The sequence below is a fragment of the Glutamicibacter sp. M10 genome (assembly GCF_025452055.1).
Classification (GTDB): domain Bacteria; phylum Actinomycetota; class Actinomycetes; order Actinomycetales; family Micrococcaceae; genus Glutamicibacter.
Map to the genome: position 1 here is coordinate 3,256,015 of NZ_CP104918.1, position 16,276 is coordinate 3,272,290.

Consider the following 16,276-nt stretch of genomic DNA (forward strand, 5'->3'; position numbering starts at 1 on the left):
ATGAAGTCGGAGGGCGTGCCTTTCCCATGCCAATTACGAATCCGGACCAGACGTCGTTCAGCTGGCCAATGCCTGCGCCATCTGTCAGTCCGGATCTGCCCAGTCATGGTTTCACCAACCAAGACCGTTTTGATTTTGTCTAGACACAGCCGTCCGGCTACTATCTCGATCAGTTTCAACTGCACTAGAGGACGTTGATTCTGCATAGTGTAGGAGAGGCTCAAGCCCTTTACCTGAGCTTCTCAGCAACTCGGCTTAACCGCTTCTGGCCGGCCCCAAAGGGACCGGCCAGAAGCTATGCGAAACGAGGGCTACTAAGCGCGGCCGTCAAACAGGTTCGTGACCGAACCGTCGTGGAATACTTCCGAGATCGCGCGAGCGATAGTCGGTGCAATGGACAGCACCGTCAGGTTCTCAAAACGCTTGTCTTCAGGGATTGGCAGGGTGTTGGTGACAACAACTTCGCGTGCACCACAATCAGCCAAACGCTGAGCAGCAGGATCCGAGAAGACAGCGTGGGTAGCTGCGATGATGACGTCCTTGGCGCCGGCTTCCTTCAGCACGCGCACAGCACCTGCGATGGTTCCACCGGTATCAATCATGTCGTCAATCAGGATCGCGGTGCGGCCCTCAACCTGACCCACAACGGTCTTGGACTCTGCCTGGTTAGGCACGGTCAAGTCGCGGGACTTGTGTACGAAGGCCAGAGGAACGCCGCCCAAACGGTCAGCCCACTGCTCTGCTACGCGAACACGTCCGGTGTCTGGGGAAACCACGGTGGCTTCGTTAACATCAATTTTGGTCTTGATGTAGTCCGCCAGCATTGGGAAACCAAAGAGGTGGTCAACCGGGCCGTCGAAGAAGCCCTGAATCTGCGCGGTGTGCAGGTCGCAAGAGATGATACGGTCTGCGCCGGCAGTCTTGAATAGGTCGGCAACCAGACGAGCCGAGATAGGCTCGCGGCCACGGCCCTTCTTGTCCTGTCGTGCGTAAGGGTAGAACGGAGCTACCACGGTGATACGACGAGCCGAAGCGCGCTTCATCGAGTCAATCATGATCAGCTGTTCCATCAGCCAGTTGTTTGTTGGCGCTGGGTAGGACTGCAGCAGGAAGACGTCCTTACCGCGGACCGACTCGTCCGAGCGCACGTAGATCTCGCCGTTGGCGAAGTCATAGGCGTTCAGCGGCAGAAGTTCGGTGCCAAGTTCCTTGGCGACCTCGGCGGCTAGTTCCGGGTGTGCACGACCGCTGGCCAGCACCAGCTTTTTGTCGACGTTATGGCTGATTTCACTCATTGGGTATGCTTTCTCGCTCGCTTCGCTATCACGTATGAGGTTGTTGTCGAGGAAATAAAGTCCGTGACCGGATTACTCGGTGCCCGAGGAATTCAGAGAGGACTTGAATGCGGCGTCTGCCGAAGGGGTACCTGGGCGCTTTTCAAGCGTCCACCCCTCAGAGTTACGCTGCGGGGCCACAGACAGTGCCAAGGCACCGGCGGGGACGTTTTTGCGGACGATGGCGCCAGCTCCGGTGTATGCGCCGTCCCCAATTTCCACTGGGGCAACAAATACGGTGTTAGAGCTGGTGCGCACGTGCGAACCAATCTTGGTCCGGTGCTTCTTTTCGCCATCGTAGTTCGCGGTGATATTGCCACACCCGATATTGGTGAATTCACCGATTTCAGCATCGCCGGCGTAGCCGAGATGCGAGAGCTTGAGCCACGACCGATCGTGACGTTCTTGGTTTCGTAGAAAGCGCCAATCTTGCCATCGACACCCAAATCGGTACCTGGGCGAAGGTAAGCGAAGGGACCAACCGAGGCGCCTGCAGCGATGCGCGAGTCGGTGGCGTCGGTGCGCTTGACGGTGGCCCGCTGGCCAACCACGACGTTGGTCAATGTGGTGTCTGGGCCGACGATGGCGTTATCGCCAATAATCGTTTCGCCGTGCAGCTGAGTGCCTGGCATCAGAGTGGTGTCCTGACCGATGATCACGTCTGCATCAATCCACGTGGTGGCTGGATCAACGATGGTTACACCCTGACGCATCCAGAATTCGGTTTTGCGCTGGTTGTAAATACGAGCCAAGTTGGAGACCTGGACGCGGTCGTTAGCGCCCTCAATCTGCCAACGGTCAGCGATCTGCGAGGAAGCAACACGGCCGCCACGACCGCGAGCGATAGCCAAAACGTCGGTCAGGTACATCTCGCCCTGCGCGTTGTCGGTAGTGACCTCGGTCAGTGCCGAACGCAGCATCTGTGCATCAAATGCGTAGATTCCGGAGTTGATTTCCTTGATCAGCAGTTCATCTGCCGAAGCATCCTTCTGCTCGCGGATTCCAGCAACTTCGCCGTTCTCGTCGCGCAGAATACGACCATATCCGTTGGGGTCTTCCAACGAGGTGGTCAGCACGGTCACCGAGTTGCGGTTGGTCTCGTGGGTAGCCACAAGATCCTGCAGTACTTCGCTGGTGAGCAATGGCACATCACCGTAAGTCACCACGACGGTGCCTTCAAGGGATGGGTCCACGGCTTCAAGGCCCTGTGCAACTGCGCGTCCGGTGCCCGGAATTTCATCCTGATCAGCGACGGTGATCGAAGGGAACTGGCTGAGGATGTGCTCAGCTACCAGGTCTCGCTGGTGGCGAACCACGGCCACAAGATTTTTGGTTCCAATGCAGAAGCTGCGTGAAGTGCGTGCCCAATCATGGATCGACCTGCGATTTCGTGCATGATCTTCGGCTTGGCGGACTTCATCCGGGTACCAGCGCCGGCGGCGAGGACGATGACAGCTACTGGTGCATTGACCTGATCGCTCAAGTGCGTTCTCCTGCATATTAGATTCAAGGTTTCGGGCAGAGAAGAATAACCCTTAGACAAGTCTAACGTGCATAGCCAGATTGGCTGAACTGGTTAAAGAATAAAAGCGCCACATGCGTGACGCTTTTTCTTTGGTTCCGCCCCTAGGATTCGAACCTAGAATACACAGCTCCAAAGGCTGGAGTGTTGCCATTACACCAGGGCGGAAAACGGCTTATGTGGGTCATCCCCCACAAGCACGCTAATTATTCTGCCATGTTCGGCCCCGTGAGTGAAATCGCAAAACGCCATGGCTAAATACGAGTACACGAAGTGGCACCTGGCACCGCGCTCAGACTTCGATTTGCACCCGGAACGTAAAATAGAAATCGTGGCTCATTTACTCGGGGGCGAAGCCCTACATCTCGAATATCCCACCCATACTGTCTTCGAATCGATCACCATCGGTATTTCCGATGGAGACCGTATCGGCTTGGTGGGACGCAACGGCGAAGGCAAGTCCTCGCTGCTCGGTATGCTTTCGGGCAAAATCGAACCCAATTCCGGACGTGTCACCTCACGCAACGGCCTGCGGGTTGGCGTGTTGGATCAGTCTGACACCCTAGATCCTGAGGCTACCGTGCACTTCAGTGTGGTCGGCGAGATGGATGATCACCAGTGGGCTGGCGAAGCTCGTATTCGTGACGTCATTGCCGGTCTCGTAGCCGACTTGGACTGGGAGGCAAAGGTCGGCACGCTCTCCGGCGGCCAGCGCCGCCGTGTTGCCCTAGCTGCTCTATTGGTTCAAGACTGGGACGTTGTCATCCTCGATGAGCCTACTAACCACCTTGATGTTGAAGGCATCTCCTGGTTGGCTGAGCACGTTAACAACCGCTGGTCCAAAAACTCCGGCGGCCTGATGGTTGTCACCCACGACCGTTGGTTCCTTGACGAAGTGTGCACCACCACGTGGGAAGTACACAACCAGATCGTGGAACCTTTTGAAGGTGGCTACGCCGCCTACGTACTGCAGCGCGTAGAACGCGACCGCATCGCCGCGGTCACCGAAAACAAGCGCCAGAACATGATGAAAAAGGAACTCGCTTGGCTACGTCGTGGCGCCCCAGCCCGTACGTCCAAGCCAAAGTTCCGTATCGAAGCCGCCAACCAGCTGATTGCTGATGTGCCACCGGCGCGTAACCCGCTGGAACTGCAAAAGATGGCCACCAGCCGTCTGGGCAAAGACGTCATTGATCTGTTGGATACCGAGGTTTCCTTCGGTTCCAAACAAGTCCTCAAACCCTTTACCTGGCGAATCGGTCCGGGCGAGCGCAGCGGCTTGCTTGGCGCCAACGGAGCGGGCAAGTCTACGTTGCTGGGTCTGATCGCTGGCACCGTCGAACCTACCGGTGGCAAGATCAAGCGGGGGCAAACCGTGAAGCTGGCTGTACTGGATCAGCAGTTCCGCGAGCTGGAGCAGATCGGACAGGACAAGGTCCGCGAAATCCTGGCCCGCTACCGCACGACCTTTAATGTGGACGGCAAGGACCTGACTCCGGCACAGCTGCTGGAGCGCCTTGGTTTCTCTTCGGCACACCTATCCACCAAGGTCGCTGAGCTTTCTGGTGGGCAACGTCGTCGCCTGCAGTTGCTGATGATCCTGATGGATGAGCCCAACGTAATGATCCTCGATGAGCCGACTAACGATGTTGATACCGACATGTTGGCGGCTCTAGAAGATCTCTTGGATTCTTGGCCAGGCACCCTGATCGTGGTCTCCCACGACCGTTACTTACTTGAACGAGTCACTGACCAGCAGTACGCCATTTTGGGCGGAAAATTCCGTCATGTGCCAGGTGGCGTAGATGAGTACCTAAAGCTTCGCGCCGCTGAAGGCTCTACTGGTGGTTCCAACCCATCGCAGTCTCAGAGTGACTCCTCGGCTGCCAAGCCAGCAGGTCCCTCCGGCGCCGAATTACGTGCGGCTCAAAAGGAACTGAACGCGAACGAGCGCAAGGTTTCACAGCTGAACGAAAAAATCGCCAAGGTGCATACCAAAATGGCTGGTCATGACCAAAGCGACTATGCAGGTCTGGGCAAATTCACCGCGGAAATCGATGAATACCAAGCTCAAATTGATGAGCTGGAAGAGCGCTGGCTGGAACTGACTGAACTGTTTGAGTAGTCCCCGCTAGCTGCGAGCGACAACCATTCGTTGGCCCGGAATCTTTTGAGATTCCGGGCCAACGTCGTATTCAGCCACTGCTGCCAGCGCTGCACAGCGAATATGACAGACTCTAAATATGGAAATTGTTAGCCTGACCGGGCGCCTTATCTGCCGCAATCCTTCTGAAACGGATACCGTACGTGCTTTATTGCCGAGCCATATCCAACTGACTCGGGCCGAGCAAGGTTGTATTTCATTTGAAGTGCAACCCACCGAAGACCCGCTGGTGTGGGAGGTCGCTGAGCGATTCGTCAGTCCCTCAGCTTTCCACGCGCACCAGCAGCGCATGGCTTCCAGTGCATGGGGTCAAGGGACTACAGGGATCCAGCGCGACTATCGTATTGAGGGTCTGTAACCCGACATCACATGTGCGGCCCTGCGGTTAGGGTTTGCCGGTGATCTTGTCGGCAAGCAGGGCTAGTGGCGAAGACGTTTCCCTTCCACGCAGCTCGCTTCGATCCGCTGCGCCGTAGGCAGCATAAAGTCCCTTGGTGGCCAGCCAGCGTAGGGGTTCAGGTTCCCATTTGCGTACAGCATGGTTGACCCACGGCAGTTCTGTCAGTGCCGTTTGTTCCCCAAGGATCAAATCTCGCAACGTGCGACCAGAAAGATTGGTTGTGGCTACTCCCGTGCCCACGTATCCGCCGGCCCAACCTATGCCGGTCATGGGGTCCAACCCCACCGTGGCAGCCCAGTCCCGAGGAACACCTAAAACGCCAGACCAGGCATGATCAATTTTTGCGTGATGAGTTTGTGGGAACATCCTGTGCAGAACATCCTGCAATCCATCGATGGTGCTTTGCGGGGTTTGCCCATCGGTGTCGGTGCGCGAACCATATTTGTAGGGCACTCCACGCCCACCGATAGCGATTCGATTATCGGCGGTGCGCTGGGCATACATGTAGACATGGGCAAAGTCGCCTAACACTTCTCCCTGGCTCCAATTCAACTCATCCCAAACAGAAGACGGCAGTGGCTCGGTCACAATCATCGACGAGTTCATGGGCAACCACAGCCGCTTGTGACCGGTAAGTTGCGCGGTGAATCCTTCGGTGGCACGCACAATGTATTCCGCGCTAACCGTCCCGCCTTCGATATCAACCTGACGGGGACGAATAGAGCGCACCGGAGTATCTTCGTAAATTTTCACGCCGAGACGTTCCACCGTTTGGGCCAGACCTCGGACAAGCTTTGCTGGTTGAATTCTTGCAGCATGTGGGTGCCATAGGGCTGCTCGTGTTCCGGCAACACTGATCTTGCATTGTGCTTCGGCGGCCTCTAGCAATCGAACATCTGTGTGCTCCCAGCCCTGATCAGCTTCTGCTTGAGCGCGTAGCCGATGTTCTTGGGCAGGGGTGTAAGCGACTTCAAATTCTCCACCGCGCAAGATATCAGCATCGATATTTTCCGTTTCGCAGACCTTGATGACCTCTTCAACGGAGTCATTCATGGCTAATTGGAAATCATTGATGGCCTGAACCGGATGTGTTTTCAGGTAGCGTTCACGGCCAGCGGTGATGGTATTTGTCAGCCAACCGCCGTTACGTCCTGAAGCGCCGTAGCCAAAATGTCTAGCTTCAAAGATCGCGATATTCAGTTCAGGAGCCGACTTGGCTAGGTAATAGGCCGTCCACAATCCGGTAAAACCACCGCCAACAATGGCGACGTCAAAAGTGCCGTGCCCGCGCAGGTTGGGGCGAGGCTCCTGAGCACCAATTTGTTGCCACCAATGCGAAACCTGTCCATTGAGCATGGTCTACTCCCCCGAACTCCGTAAATGAACCACTTTCATTCATCGCTTGGAAATCAGCCTATGACCAGTTTTATTGCACGACAAGAGGCATGGGTGGAAGTTAACTTTGCGGTTACACGAAGCTACAAGGATCTACAAAGTAAGGTCAGCTACTCACTGAGCGTGACATATGCTCCGGCAGCTGGGGCGGTAACCGGGATCGTGGCTACTCCTACCTCATCGCCCAACTGCGCGATGACTTCCTGAGCATGCTCGTGATCGCGCACCAGTAGAGCAAGGGTTGGCCCTGAGCCGGAAACCATCGCGCGTAGCGCACCGGCGCCTTCGGCCAGATCACGCATGGTGCCCAATTCTGGTGCTAGGGCTAGGGACGCTTGGGTCAGGTCGTTGGCCAGAACTTCGGCAAGAGCCGGTGCGTCAGAGGCCATCAACGCTTCAATGACTGCAGGATCAATTTCCTGAGGTACGTCAATTTCCATACCTGCGCGCAAACGATCTAACATGCCGTAGACCCGAGGCGTGGACAGACCGTAGCTGGCGGGGATGAGTACCCACTGAGTTTTGGCGCGGGTAAGCAATGGAGCCAACTTGTCTCCAATGCCCAAACCGATGGCTGCGCCACCCATCAAGGCAAAAGGTACGTCAGCGCCAAGCCGTGCACCTAATCGTCCTAGTTCCTCGCGGTCTAGGTGTGTCTGCCATAATTCGTTGCAGGCCACCAGGGTGGCGGCAGCGTCCGCTGATCCCCCACCCATTCCGCCTGCGATGGGTACCCGCTTGGTGATGTGGAGGTTTGCACCCAGAGTGGTTCCGGTGTGCTCACGCAGTAGCGAAGCAGCTTGGTACACGAGGTTGCCTTCACCCAAGGGGAAGTTTTCTGGGTCGTGGACTACCGGCGAATCTGGTTCCAAGCTCAGCAGAAGCTCACCATCGGTGCGTACGCTGGCTTCAATTTGCTCGGTCAGTGACACTGCTACGTACAGGCTTGCCACTTCGTGATAGCCGTCTTCGCGAGGCGGACCAACACGGAAATAGCAGTTGATCTTTCCCGGCGCAGTGGCGATGACTCGTTGCTTGGCCACGATTAACCCTCGCTGGCTGGTTCGTCGGCAGGAACCTGCTGTGCGGCTCGAGCGATATCGATGTACTTCTCGACATCCAGCTTTTCGCCGCGTTCCTTTGGATCGATACCGGCCAACACCAAAATCTTTTCGGCACGAATACCGGAGCCTGCCCAACCGGACAGAGCTGCGCGTAGTGTCTTGCGGCGCTGGGCAAAAGCGGCGTCGATGATGGCAAAAACTTCCTTGCGATCCGGCGCATCACTGCGGTCCTTGTCCCGGGTGAACGAGACTAGACCAGAGTGGATCTTCGGAGCTGGCCAGAAGACGTTCATGCCAATAACGCCAGCCTTGCGCATGGTGCCATACCAGGCACCCTTGACCGATGGGATGCCGTAAATCTTGTTGCCCGGAGTTGCGCTCATGCGGTCAGCAACTTCGTCCTGAACCATCACCAGTCCATGACGGATGCTTGGGAAGTGCTCCAGTAAGTGCAGGACTACCGGTACCGCAACGTTGTAGGGCAGGTTGGCCACCAATGCAGTGGGGTTATGCGGCAGTTCGGTGACCTTCATGGCATCACTGAGGATCACCGTCAGGTCATCTTCACGCCCTGGACGGAACTCAGCCATGGTCTGTGGCAGGCGCTTGGCTAGTGGAGGGTCAATTTCCACCGCGACAACTTTGGCTGCAGCATCCATGATGCCAAGGGTCAGCGAACCGAGCCCCGGGCCGACTTCCAGCACGGTCTCGGCTGGGTCAACGTTGGCGGCGGCAACGATGCGACGGATGGTGTTTCCATCAATCACAAAGTTCTGCCCCAAGGTCTTGGTAGGGCGGATTCCTAGCTCTTCGGCCAGACGACGGATTTCGGTGGCCCCAAGCAGCGGCAAAGATTCCTTAGACATCACAAGTCCAATTCTAGTTCAGTCAGATAGATCCAAACATAACAACGCGACGCGTCCACCGTGATGGTGAACGCGTCGCGTCGTTAGGCTTGTTAATTTTTAGCGCAGGCCCAGCTTGGACGAGCATGCTGGCCAGTGCCCCCAGCCGCCCGATGCACGAAGCTTTTCAGCTGCTGCGATCTGTTCTTGAGGCGAAGCCTGGTGTGGAAGTGGTGCGTACTTGGTACCGCCGACTGCCCTCCATGAAGAAGCAGAGAACTGCAGGCCACCGTAGTAACCGTTTCCGGAGTTGATCGCCCAGTTACCACCGGACTCACACTTGGCCAGAGCCTTCCAGGTGGAGGAAATGTTGCTGGTGTTGGTGGAAGGCTTCGGAGCGGATTCTTCCTTTTCTTCGCTGCTATTGGAAGATTTCTCTTCCTTAGCTTCGCTCTTCTTAGCTGAAGATTCTTCTTCCTCAGCCTTCGCTTCGGCTTCCTTGTCGGCCTTTTCCTTGGCTTCCTGAGCTTCCTTGGCAGAGTCCTTAGTGCCGACGCTGACTACCTCAACCACAGGTTCCTTGGAGACCTTGGACTTGAGAACTTCTTCCTCACCCTTTTTGCCGTTTCGGGTTTCCTGACGAAGGGTCAGCTCGCGCTCGCCCTTTTCGCCGGTGGTCTCTACTTCGGTTTCACCCTTTTCCAAGGAGTCGTCTTTAACTTCCTTGGTATCAAAGTCGATGTCGCGGGTTTCGTCCCAAGTCTTTACGGAGACGTCGATAACCTCAACTTCAGCGCCAGCTTCGATAGCTACGCTGTCCTTGACGTTTTTGTCCTTCTTATCGTCAACCTTGACGTTGATTTCGTCGTTGTCGTCAACCTTGATTTTCTGCTCGGCGAGCAGTTCTTTGATGGTTGACGCGGTGCTTGCGACAGTCTTCTTTTTGTCGTTAACAATCAGCTTTACGTCTTTAGGAGTGATCACTTCAAGTTCGTCGCTCACTGCGGTGAGCTGCATGTCTTCATCGAGGGAAACTTCTGAGCCCTTATCAAGGTTCAGTTGGTTAACGACGTCTGCCACGGTCATGCCAGTGGTGTGAACGACTCGCTCGGTTCCGTCGATAGTTACTTCAACGGACTTGTTGCGCTTGATATCGATCTGCTGGTTGTCCGACAGTCCGGATTCTGGCGCGGCAGAAATTTCGTCGCGTTCCGCCAAGGTGATTTCTTGCTGATTCAGCAGTTCGCTGACAGTTGCTGCACGAGTGGAGACTTCTTCTTGCTCTCCGTCAACGGAGATGACTACGGATTTTTGACTGGCAACGTAGAACACGGCACCGGCGATAACCACAGCCACGGCGAGCGCCTGAGCCAGGTATTTAACCCAGGTTTTCTTGAGCAAGTGAGTCACGGTAGTGAGATCCCCATCGTTTAATGGCTCAGGAGCTGAAGGTAATTCAGCTTTCAGTTGAGCCCAGCAGCACCCGCTGCTTAGTTAGTAATCAAATTCTTGGCCATTTTCTCGCTTGATAAACAAGCGAGTTTCAGGCTGCCTCGACTCAACGCCGCCACTTTAGTTGACAGGAATTATCTCGAACATCACATCTACCGTAACCGAATCGTTACATTCATTGCAACAGTTCTGTAACCAGACGCACGCAAGCGGGTCTAGAATCCTCCGTACACTTCACCGGTATTTGCATTAATCTGTGCACAGAATTCTTCAAGATCCATACCCAATGACTGCGCCATGAACCGGGTGGTGTACGGAATCATGTAGCTTGCGTTGGGGCGTCCGCGGAATGGATGCGGTGTCAAAAATGGTGCGTCAGTTTCAACCAGCAGCAACTTTGGGTCAGCAATCTGCAGCGCTTCTCGAAGACCAAACGAATTCTTAAAAGTCACCGTTCCAGAGAATGACATGTACCAGCCATTGTCGTTACAGATCTGCGCCAAGTCTTTGTCTCCGGAGAAGCAGTGAAAGACCACTTTCTCAGGGAGTTTGGAACTCTTGAGAATTCGCACCACATCTTCGTGCGCGTCACGGTCATGAATCTGCACAGCTTTGCCCAGCTCGACTGCAATCCGAAGGTGTTCACGGAAGGATTGCTCTTGAGCGCCTCGTCCCTCCTCACCGGTACGGAAGTAGTCCAGGCCGGTCTCCCCCAGCGCACGTACCCGTGGGTCTGCAGCCAGCTCTTTAATTCTCGCCAGTGCACTTGTCAGCTCGTCGCGTTCGGCAAGTCGTGCAGCATCATTGGGATGGATGGCGACTGCTGCCAGAACATTCGGGTATTCGTTGGCAAGTTGCACGGCAAATTCCGATGACTCTACGTCGCAACCGACTTGGATCAGTCCTTGAACGCCTACAGATTCGGCTGCGGCCAGTGCATCAGCGGGTGAGACTTTGACGGTGCCGTCTAAGAAATCCAAATGCGTATGGTTATCTACCACGGCTATCGGCAAGGCTTCGGGCGCTTCGGGATACTGCAGGTTCCGTTTACTGCCACCCTTTTCACTTTCGCTCTTACGAGCCCGGCCCTCGTGACCAGCCGGCAGCTCTCCCAACGTGGGTCGGTAGGCCTCAGGGATTCGGGTGATGTCGGTATCCAACTTCTTTGACACGATTTTCCTTTGCACTTTGTTACTACAGACCACTATCAATTTTAGTCTGTCATCAACTCGCAAATGAGCCACATTTATTTTTTGTCATTGAGCCAGTTAGCCTATTTATACGGATAAAACATGCCCATATGATAGTCACTAAGAGTTTGCTGAATACCTCAGGATGCGAAGTGTCTCGCGACTGAACCACTGCGCAGGAGGAACTTGAATGAGTGCCAACCCCACGATGCCGTCGTTGGATTCAACATTCCGTACAAACTGCGAACGGATATCTGGTGCTGTGCAAACGGTGATCACCGGTAAACCAGAGGTCATCACTAACGCGCTCATCGTTTTGTTGGCACAGGGCCATCTATTACTCGAAGATGTCCCGGGCGTCGGCAAAACCATGCTGGCGAAGTCCTTGGCAAAGAGCGTCAACGGCACGGTTCATCGCATCCAGTTCACCCCTGATCTTCTGCCAAGCGACGTTACTGGCGTTTCGGTGTATTCACCACAAACACACGAGTTCACTTTTCATCCTGGGCCGGTATTCGCCAACATTGTCATTGCTGACGAGATCAATCGTGCCAATGCTAAAACACAATCGGCGCTTCTTGAATGTATGGAAGAAGCTCAGGTGACGGTGGACTCTATCACTCATACTCTTGAGCATCCTTTCATGGTTGTTGCCACACAGAATCCATTGGATTCAGAAGGTACTTTCGCTCTTCCTGAAGCACAGCGTGACCGTTTCATGGCACGAATTTCACTTGGGTACCCAGAACGAGAAGCCGAGATCTCAATGATCGCTGGCCACCATCAGCATGAACCGATTGAGTCATTGGAGTCAGTACTTCAGCTCGTCGATTTGCAGCAAATGATCGAACAGGTCAATTCGGTCACCGTGACCGAACGGCTGGGGACCTACGTGGTGGATCTTGGTCGCGCGACGCGTAACCATCCGCAAATAGAGCTAGGCGCCTCACCGCGTGCCCTTCTTCAGTGGGTCCGTGCGGCCAAAGCGCATGCGGCCATCAACGCCCGGGACCATGTCTTGCCAGAAGACATTCGCAGTGTGGCACACATGGTCTTGAACCACCGATTGATTTTGACCAGACGAGCTGTCGCTGAAGGTGCAGAAGTGTCAAACATTATTCAAGACCTGCTGTCCAATACCCCGGTTAGCTAGCTGGCACCCCATGGGCAAGATCCCCCGCTATGACTCAAGCGATACTCTTTCGTGGGTACGCTCGGAAAGTTCTGTGCCCTTAGCGCTACGTCGATTCCGATTAGATCTATTTACGATTCGTGGCTGGTGCACCATTGGTGCAGGAGCCCTCATGATTTTTTGGCTTACCTATTCGGTCGCCACGAGTTGATGGCTCTCGGGATCTGTTTACTGGTCTTGGCGATCATCAGTTGGGCGTTGGCATCAAGCCTTCGAGCACGTACTCAAATACACCGAGAACTTGTTTCCGTGGAACCCAGCGTCGGGGACGTATCTAGATTCCGTCTAAGCGCCAGTGAATCATCGATGATTCAGGAGCAGCTACCTGAGCCTTTCGCCCGTGGACCGGTTCTTGATGCACCCGGCTACTGTGAGTACGAATTGGTGTTCGGAACCCGTGGCGTCCACCAGGTTGGTCCGGCACAGCAAATCATTACCGACTCCTTGGGCCTCATCCGTGGGATGGTCAACGCAGGAGATACCCTCAACGTCCCTGTCCGTTCCAAGCTCTTGGATCTCCAGCGCTTCGCGAACCTCGGCGAACAAATGCTCTCGGGCGATGCACGACATTCGCATAGCACCACAGCTGATTACTATGACGTGGCCATCCGTGACTATCAACAGGGTGACTCCATCCGACAGGTTCATTGGAAGGCTAGCGCGCGTCAAGGCAAGCTAATGGTTCGTCAAGAGAATCACGTAGCCACCGCTCATGCTCTGCTGATTTTGGATACTGACCATGAACACTGGTGTCAAAATGGTTCAGATCTTCGTCTAGCGATCCCCAACGGTTCCCAAGAAGACTTACCAAGTAGCCGTCGCTTTGAGACGGCGCTGTCCTTGGCAAGCAGTATCGGACTTCGTTTTGCCAGCAGCGGCTACAACTTATCGTTCCGTGACCTATCGGGAACACCGATTATCGTCGGACAGCACCAGGTAGCTTCGGATCATTCAGCGCATCGAAGCTTTGACACTTTCCATGCCGCCACAGCAGGACTTGCTTTAGACACGAGCACTCAAGCAACTGACCCAACTGAATTATTGGGTTCAGGTCTGCAAAAGGACATGCTAGATTCTCGCGAAGAACCAGTGATCATGATCTTGGGAGAACTCACCGTTGCCCAAGCCAGCTGGCTAGCAACATTGGCTCGCACGGTACGACGTGTGGAGCTATTTATTCTCGTTACCCACCCAGAACGATATGCGGCGGTTCAGCAAGAGCTCTCAACAACCGGTTGGAAAATTCATCTCCTGCCCGGCACCTCTGGCGTCGAACAGATTTGGGGAAACTAGTGGGTGTCGAAGAGCAAGATTCACCAGTGACCAACCCTTCTGAGGCTCAGCCGTCCGTTGAGTCTTCTCGCGCGCCAGCAATAGATCATTTACTAGCCCGAGGCCTGGCTGCGCTTTGTTTAGCACTAGCGGTTCTGGCCGGAACAGCATCACTGACCGGAGTGGTTGAGGGCACCTCATGGCTGCCCTACCTGATCTTCCCCGTTGTTGTACTTCATCTGGTTTACGGGTTGATCCGCGGGATCCGGGTGATCCGCTGGTTAGCTTTGCCAGCTGCAGCCCTTGTAGCTTTGGCTGCGGTCATGAGCCACGACGCCATGGACTCAAATGCCTACGGTCTGTCACCAATGCAGTGGTTTTTCTCTTCGATCTCTGAAGCAGGATTGCAACTGGCAACTCAAGTTCCGCCGGTGGCTAGCTCAGCGTATATCGACCTCTCGATACTGGTTCTTGCCCTCGTAGTGAGTCTGCTGACGCAAATACTTGCCACATTCCGACGCACCGCTTTGCTGGCCGTTATTCCGCTGTCTTTTGCCCCTATAGTTGCGTCCCTGTTTAAGCAGGAAGGTGCCGGAATAGGTTTTCTCGCCCTTCTGGTCGTTGGTGTACTGGGCTATGTAGCTTTGTTGCCGTACACGTTCACTTCCGTTTCTCAGGGCGCAGCTCAACATAAATTCCCGCCAGCCAAGACATTGGGCGTCTTTGGAATTACTGCACTGGCCTGTATAGGTTCGCTGTTCGCCGCGAGTTTATGGATGCCCGGTTTTCGTGCAGGCATGTTCCCCGAGGGTAAACGCCCCTCGGGAGAATTGCTGGCCAATAACGTAGACCCACTCATCAATTTGGGGCGAGATCTACGATCAAACGGCAAAAAACCGTTCTTGACGTATTACACCAGTGCAGACCAAGCTCCATATCTGCGAACCCAAGTCATCACAGATTTGACCCAGCAACGCTGGGAACCGAGCGAGAACCTTTTCTATTCTGATTACTACGGTGACACCGCGGTCACCAGTGATTACTCTTCGTTTGGTAGTTCTGAACAAGTACTGCGAATGACCTGGCCCAATAACAACACCAACCCGTTACTCCCGCTGCCGACTCAAAGTTATTTTGTCCAAGGCATCCAAGGCGATTGGCGTTGGACTCATGAAACCTCTGTGGCCAGACTCAGTGGCGACGCGTTAAGCGCAACCAAAGATATCTCCGTAGCTTATGAACAACTTCAATTCACGCCTGAACTAGTTGAAGAACTTGCCGGGTGGGGTGCGATGAGCGGGCCTAGCGTGTCCAGCGAATATTCTCGGCTTCCGACAGATGAAGAAAACTCGCTGCAGCCCTTGTTGCGAGAGACCCTCGACGAAGCCTATGCGGATGGGGCGAGCCCGGACACCGAATTGGCTAAGGCCGCAGCCATCCAAGATTTCTTCCGTTCTGGAAAGTTCGCTTACTCAGAGCGCACCCCATTGCGTGAAGGTTACGACGGAGCCAACGCACAAGTGGTCGAGGCGTTCCTAGACCGCAGGCAGGGATACTGCGTTCACTTTGCTTCGGCAATGGCGCTGTTGGCGCGTGAAGCAGGAATCCCTTCGCGCATTGCCGTGGGCTACGCCCCAGGCGTTGCTACGGGTGAATCCATTAATGCTGAAGAAATTGGAAGTCCGCAGAGGTTTGAAAGAACCGCCAAGCCTGGCACCAAACTTGAAGGCTATACCGTCAGCGGACAACAGGCGCACGCATGGCCTGAGCTATTTATCACCGGCCTAGGCTGGGTTCCCTTTGAGCCAACACCAGGTCGAGGCTACACCCCAAGTTATGCGCCAGAAGCAACCCGGAGCGCGGCCCCTTCGGAAAGCACCGCACCTGAAGTACCTACAACCCGCAGTACTCCGACTCGTACACCATCGGCAACTCCCTCGGCTCAGGCGGCAACGCCACAAACCAGTGAACAGGGTGCAACGAACCTATGGTTGCTTCCTGTGGCGCTGGTGTTGATTGGCGCTGTGTTGTGCATCGGCCCTTGGCGTCGTAATCGCATCCGGCAGGAACGTCTGAAACAAATCCGTGCTGGCACACCAGAGGCTGCCCAAGCCTTGTGGGCGGAACTGCTCAGTGTCGGAGCCGACGCGAAGCTCCCGGCTGGTACTCACGAGTCCGTTGGAGACTACACGGTTAGATTATCTGTTGACTACCCGGCTTTGGCCCCAGAGCTCCAACAGATTCAGCAAATCGTTGAGCAGAGCTTCTACGCCGATCGCCACCCTGGTGAAACCGATGACGCACCTGTGCTCAATGCCCTGCACAGAATTCAAGAGCAACTGCGTGCTCAGCTGTCGGTCTGGCAACGACTAACTACATTCCTTGTCCCGCCGTCGTTACGGTCAGGCATCGGCGGCAAACAACGTTCCAGATAGGGACGACCACA

General features: G+C 55.1%; 11 protein-coding genes, 1 tRNA gene and 1 pseudogene. 5 read left to right on the plus strand and 8 right to left on the minus strand.

All coding sequences use genetic code 11. The features are described 5' to 3' along the window. Positions 1 to 314: 314 nt before the first annotated feature. The 3 genes and pseudogenes from N6V40_RS15810 to N6V40_RS15820 all read right to left on the minus strand — a co-directional run bounded on the left by N6V40_RS15810 (position 315) and on the right by N6V40_RS15820 (position 3,024). Positions 315 to 1,295 carry a ribose-phosphate diphosphokinase gene (locus tag N6V40_RS15810; protein WP_131090147.1) on the minus strand — a complete coding sequence of 327 codons (981 nt, stop codon included), beginning with the start codon at positions 1,293 to 1,295 and terminating at the stop codon, positions 315 to 317. Between the two features lie 72 nt (positions 1,296 to 1,367). Further along, positions 1,368 to 2,817, minus strand: a pseudogene (gene glmU, locus N6V40_RS15815) (bifunctional UDP-N-acetylglucosamine diphosphorylase/glucosamine-1-phosphate N-acetyltransferase GlmU). 132 nt (positions 2,818 to 2,949) lie between these two features. Beyond that, positions 2,950 to 3,024: transfer RNA gene (locus tag N6V40_RS15820), tRNA-Gln, on the minus strand. Between the two features lie 163 nt (positions 3,025 to 3,187). Here N6V40_RS15820 and N6V40_RS15825 point away from each other — a divergent pair. Together N6V40_RS15825 and N6V40_RS15830 are read left to right on the plus strand one after the other, a co-directional pair. Then, the gene (locus tag N6V40_RS15825) at positions 3,188 to 4,981 is read left to right on the plus strand and encodes an ABC-F family ATP-binding cassette domain-containing protein (RefSeq protein WP_131090149.1); all 1,794 of its coding nucleotides are present in this window, start codon (positions 3,188 to 3,190) and stop codon (positions 4,979 to 4,981) included. 118 nt (positions 4,982 to 5,099) lie between these two features. Further along, complete coding sequence (locus N6V40_RS15830; protein WP_131090150.1) at positions 5,100 to 5,378, plus strand: putative quinol monooxygenase; 279 nt, start codon at positions 5,100 to 5,102, stop codon at positions 5,376 to 5,378. 27 nt (positions 5,379 to 5,405) lie between these two features. On the opposite strand, the gene N6V40_RS15835 is transcribed toward N6V40_RS15830, so the two are convergent. The 5 genes from N6V40_RS15835 to N6V40_RS15860 all read right to left on the minus strand — a co-directional run bounded on the left by N6V40_RS15835 (position 5,406) and on the right by N6V40_RS15860 (position 11,348). Then, on the minus strand, positions 5,406 to 6,776 hold the full coding sequence (locus N6V40_RS15835) for an NAD(P)/FAD-dependent oxidoreductase (RefSeq protein ID WP_262198199.1): 1,371 nt from the start codon (positions 6,774 to 6,776) through the stop codon (positions 5,406 to 5,408). A gap of 149 nt (positions 6,777 to 6,925) precedes the next feature. Continuing rightward, positions 6,926 to 7,858, minus strand: a complete 933-nt coding sequence (locus tag N6V40_RS15840; protein ID WP_131090152.1) for a 4-(cytidine 5'-diphospho)-2-C-methyl-D-erythritol kinase — start codon at positions 7,856 to 7,858, stop codon at positions 6,926 to 6,928. 2 nt (positions 7,859 to 7,860) lie between these two features. Beyond that, the gene (gene rsmA / locus N6V40_RS15845; protein WP_262198200.1) at positions 7,861 to 8,745 is read right to left on the minus strand and encodes a 16S rRNA (adenine(1518)-N(6)/adenine(1519)-N(6))-dimethyltransferase RsmA; all 885 of its coding nucleotides are present in this window, start codon (positions 8,743 to 8,745) and stop codon (positions 7,861 to 7,863) included. A gap of 99 nt (positions 8,746 to 8,844) precedes the next feature. After that, positions 8,845 to 10,134, minus strand: a complete 1,290-nt coding sequence (locus N6V40_RS17470) for a resuscitation-promoting factor (RefSeq protein WP_315973716.1) — start codon at positions 10,132 to 10,134, stop codon at positions 8,845 to 8,847. Between the two features lie 257 nt (positions 10,135 to 10,391). Further along, complete coding sequence (locus tag N6V40_RS15860; protein ID WP_396268025.1) at positions 10,392 to 11,348, minus strand: TatD family hydrolase; 957 nt, start codon at positions 11,346 to 11,348, stop codon at positions 10,392 to 10,394. Between the two features lie 208 nt (positions 11,349 to 11,556). On the opposite strand from N6V40_RS15860, the gene N6V40_RS15865 reads away from it, so the two are divergent. From N6V40_RS15865 to N6V40_RS15875, 3 genes are all read left to right on the plus strand, one after another. Next, positions 11,557 to 12,519, plus strand: coding sequence for an AAA family ATPase (locus N6V40_RS15865; RefSeq protein ID WP_262198201.1), 963 nt, complete (start codon positions 11,557 to 11,559; stop codon positions 12,517 to 12,519). A 159-nt stretch (positions 12,520 to 12,678) separates the two neighbouring features. After that, positions 12,679 to 13,851: a DUF58 domain-containing protein gene (locus N6V40_RS15870; RefSeq protein ID WP_262198202.1), complete on the plus strand. Its 1,173-nt coding sequence runs from the start codon at positions 12,679 to 12,681 to the stop codon at positions 13,849 to 13,851. After that, on the plus strand, positions 13,851 to 16,265 hold the full coding sequence (locus tag N6V40_RS15875; RefSeq protein ID WP_262198203.1) for a transglutaminase TgpA family protein: 2,415 nt from the start codon (positions 13,851 to 13,853) through the stop codon (positions 16,263 to 16,265). The genes N6V40_RS15870 and N6V40_RS15875 overlap by 1 nt, the downstream gene beginning before the upstream one ends. The last annotated feature ends 11 nt before the right edge of the window (positions 16,266 to 16,276 follow it).

Excerpts from the sequence above, each read along its gene's own strand:
- rsmA (WP_262198200.1), bottom strand. The coding sequence starts at position 8,745 with ATGTCTAAGGAATCTTTGCCGCTGCTTGGGGCCACCGAAATCCGTCGT.
- N6V40_RS15835 (WP_262198199.1), bottom strand. The coding sequence starts at position 6,776 with ATGCTCAATGGACAGGTTTCGCATTGGTGGCAACAAATTGGTGCTCAG.
- N6V40_RS15810 (WP_131090147.1), bottom strand. The coding sequence starts at position 1,295 with ATGAGTGAAATCAGCCATAACGTCGACAAAAAGCTGGTGCTGGCCAGC.
- N6V40_RS15865 (WP_262198201.1), top strand. The coding sequence starts at position 11,557 with ATGAGTGCCAACCCCACGATGCCGTCGTTGGATTCAACATTCCGTACA.
- N6V40_RS15830 (WP_131090150.1), top strand. The coding sequence starts at position 5,100 with ATGGAAATTGTTAGCCTGACCGGGCGCCTTATCTGCCGCAATCCTTCT.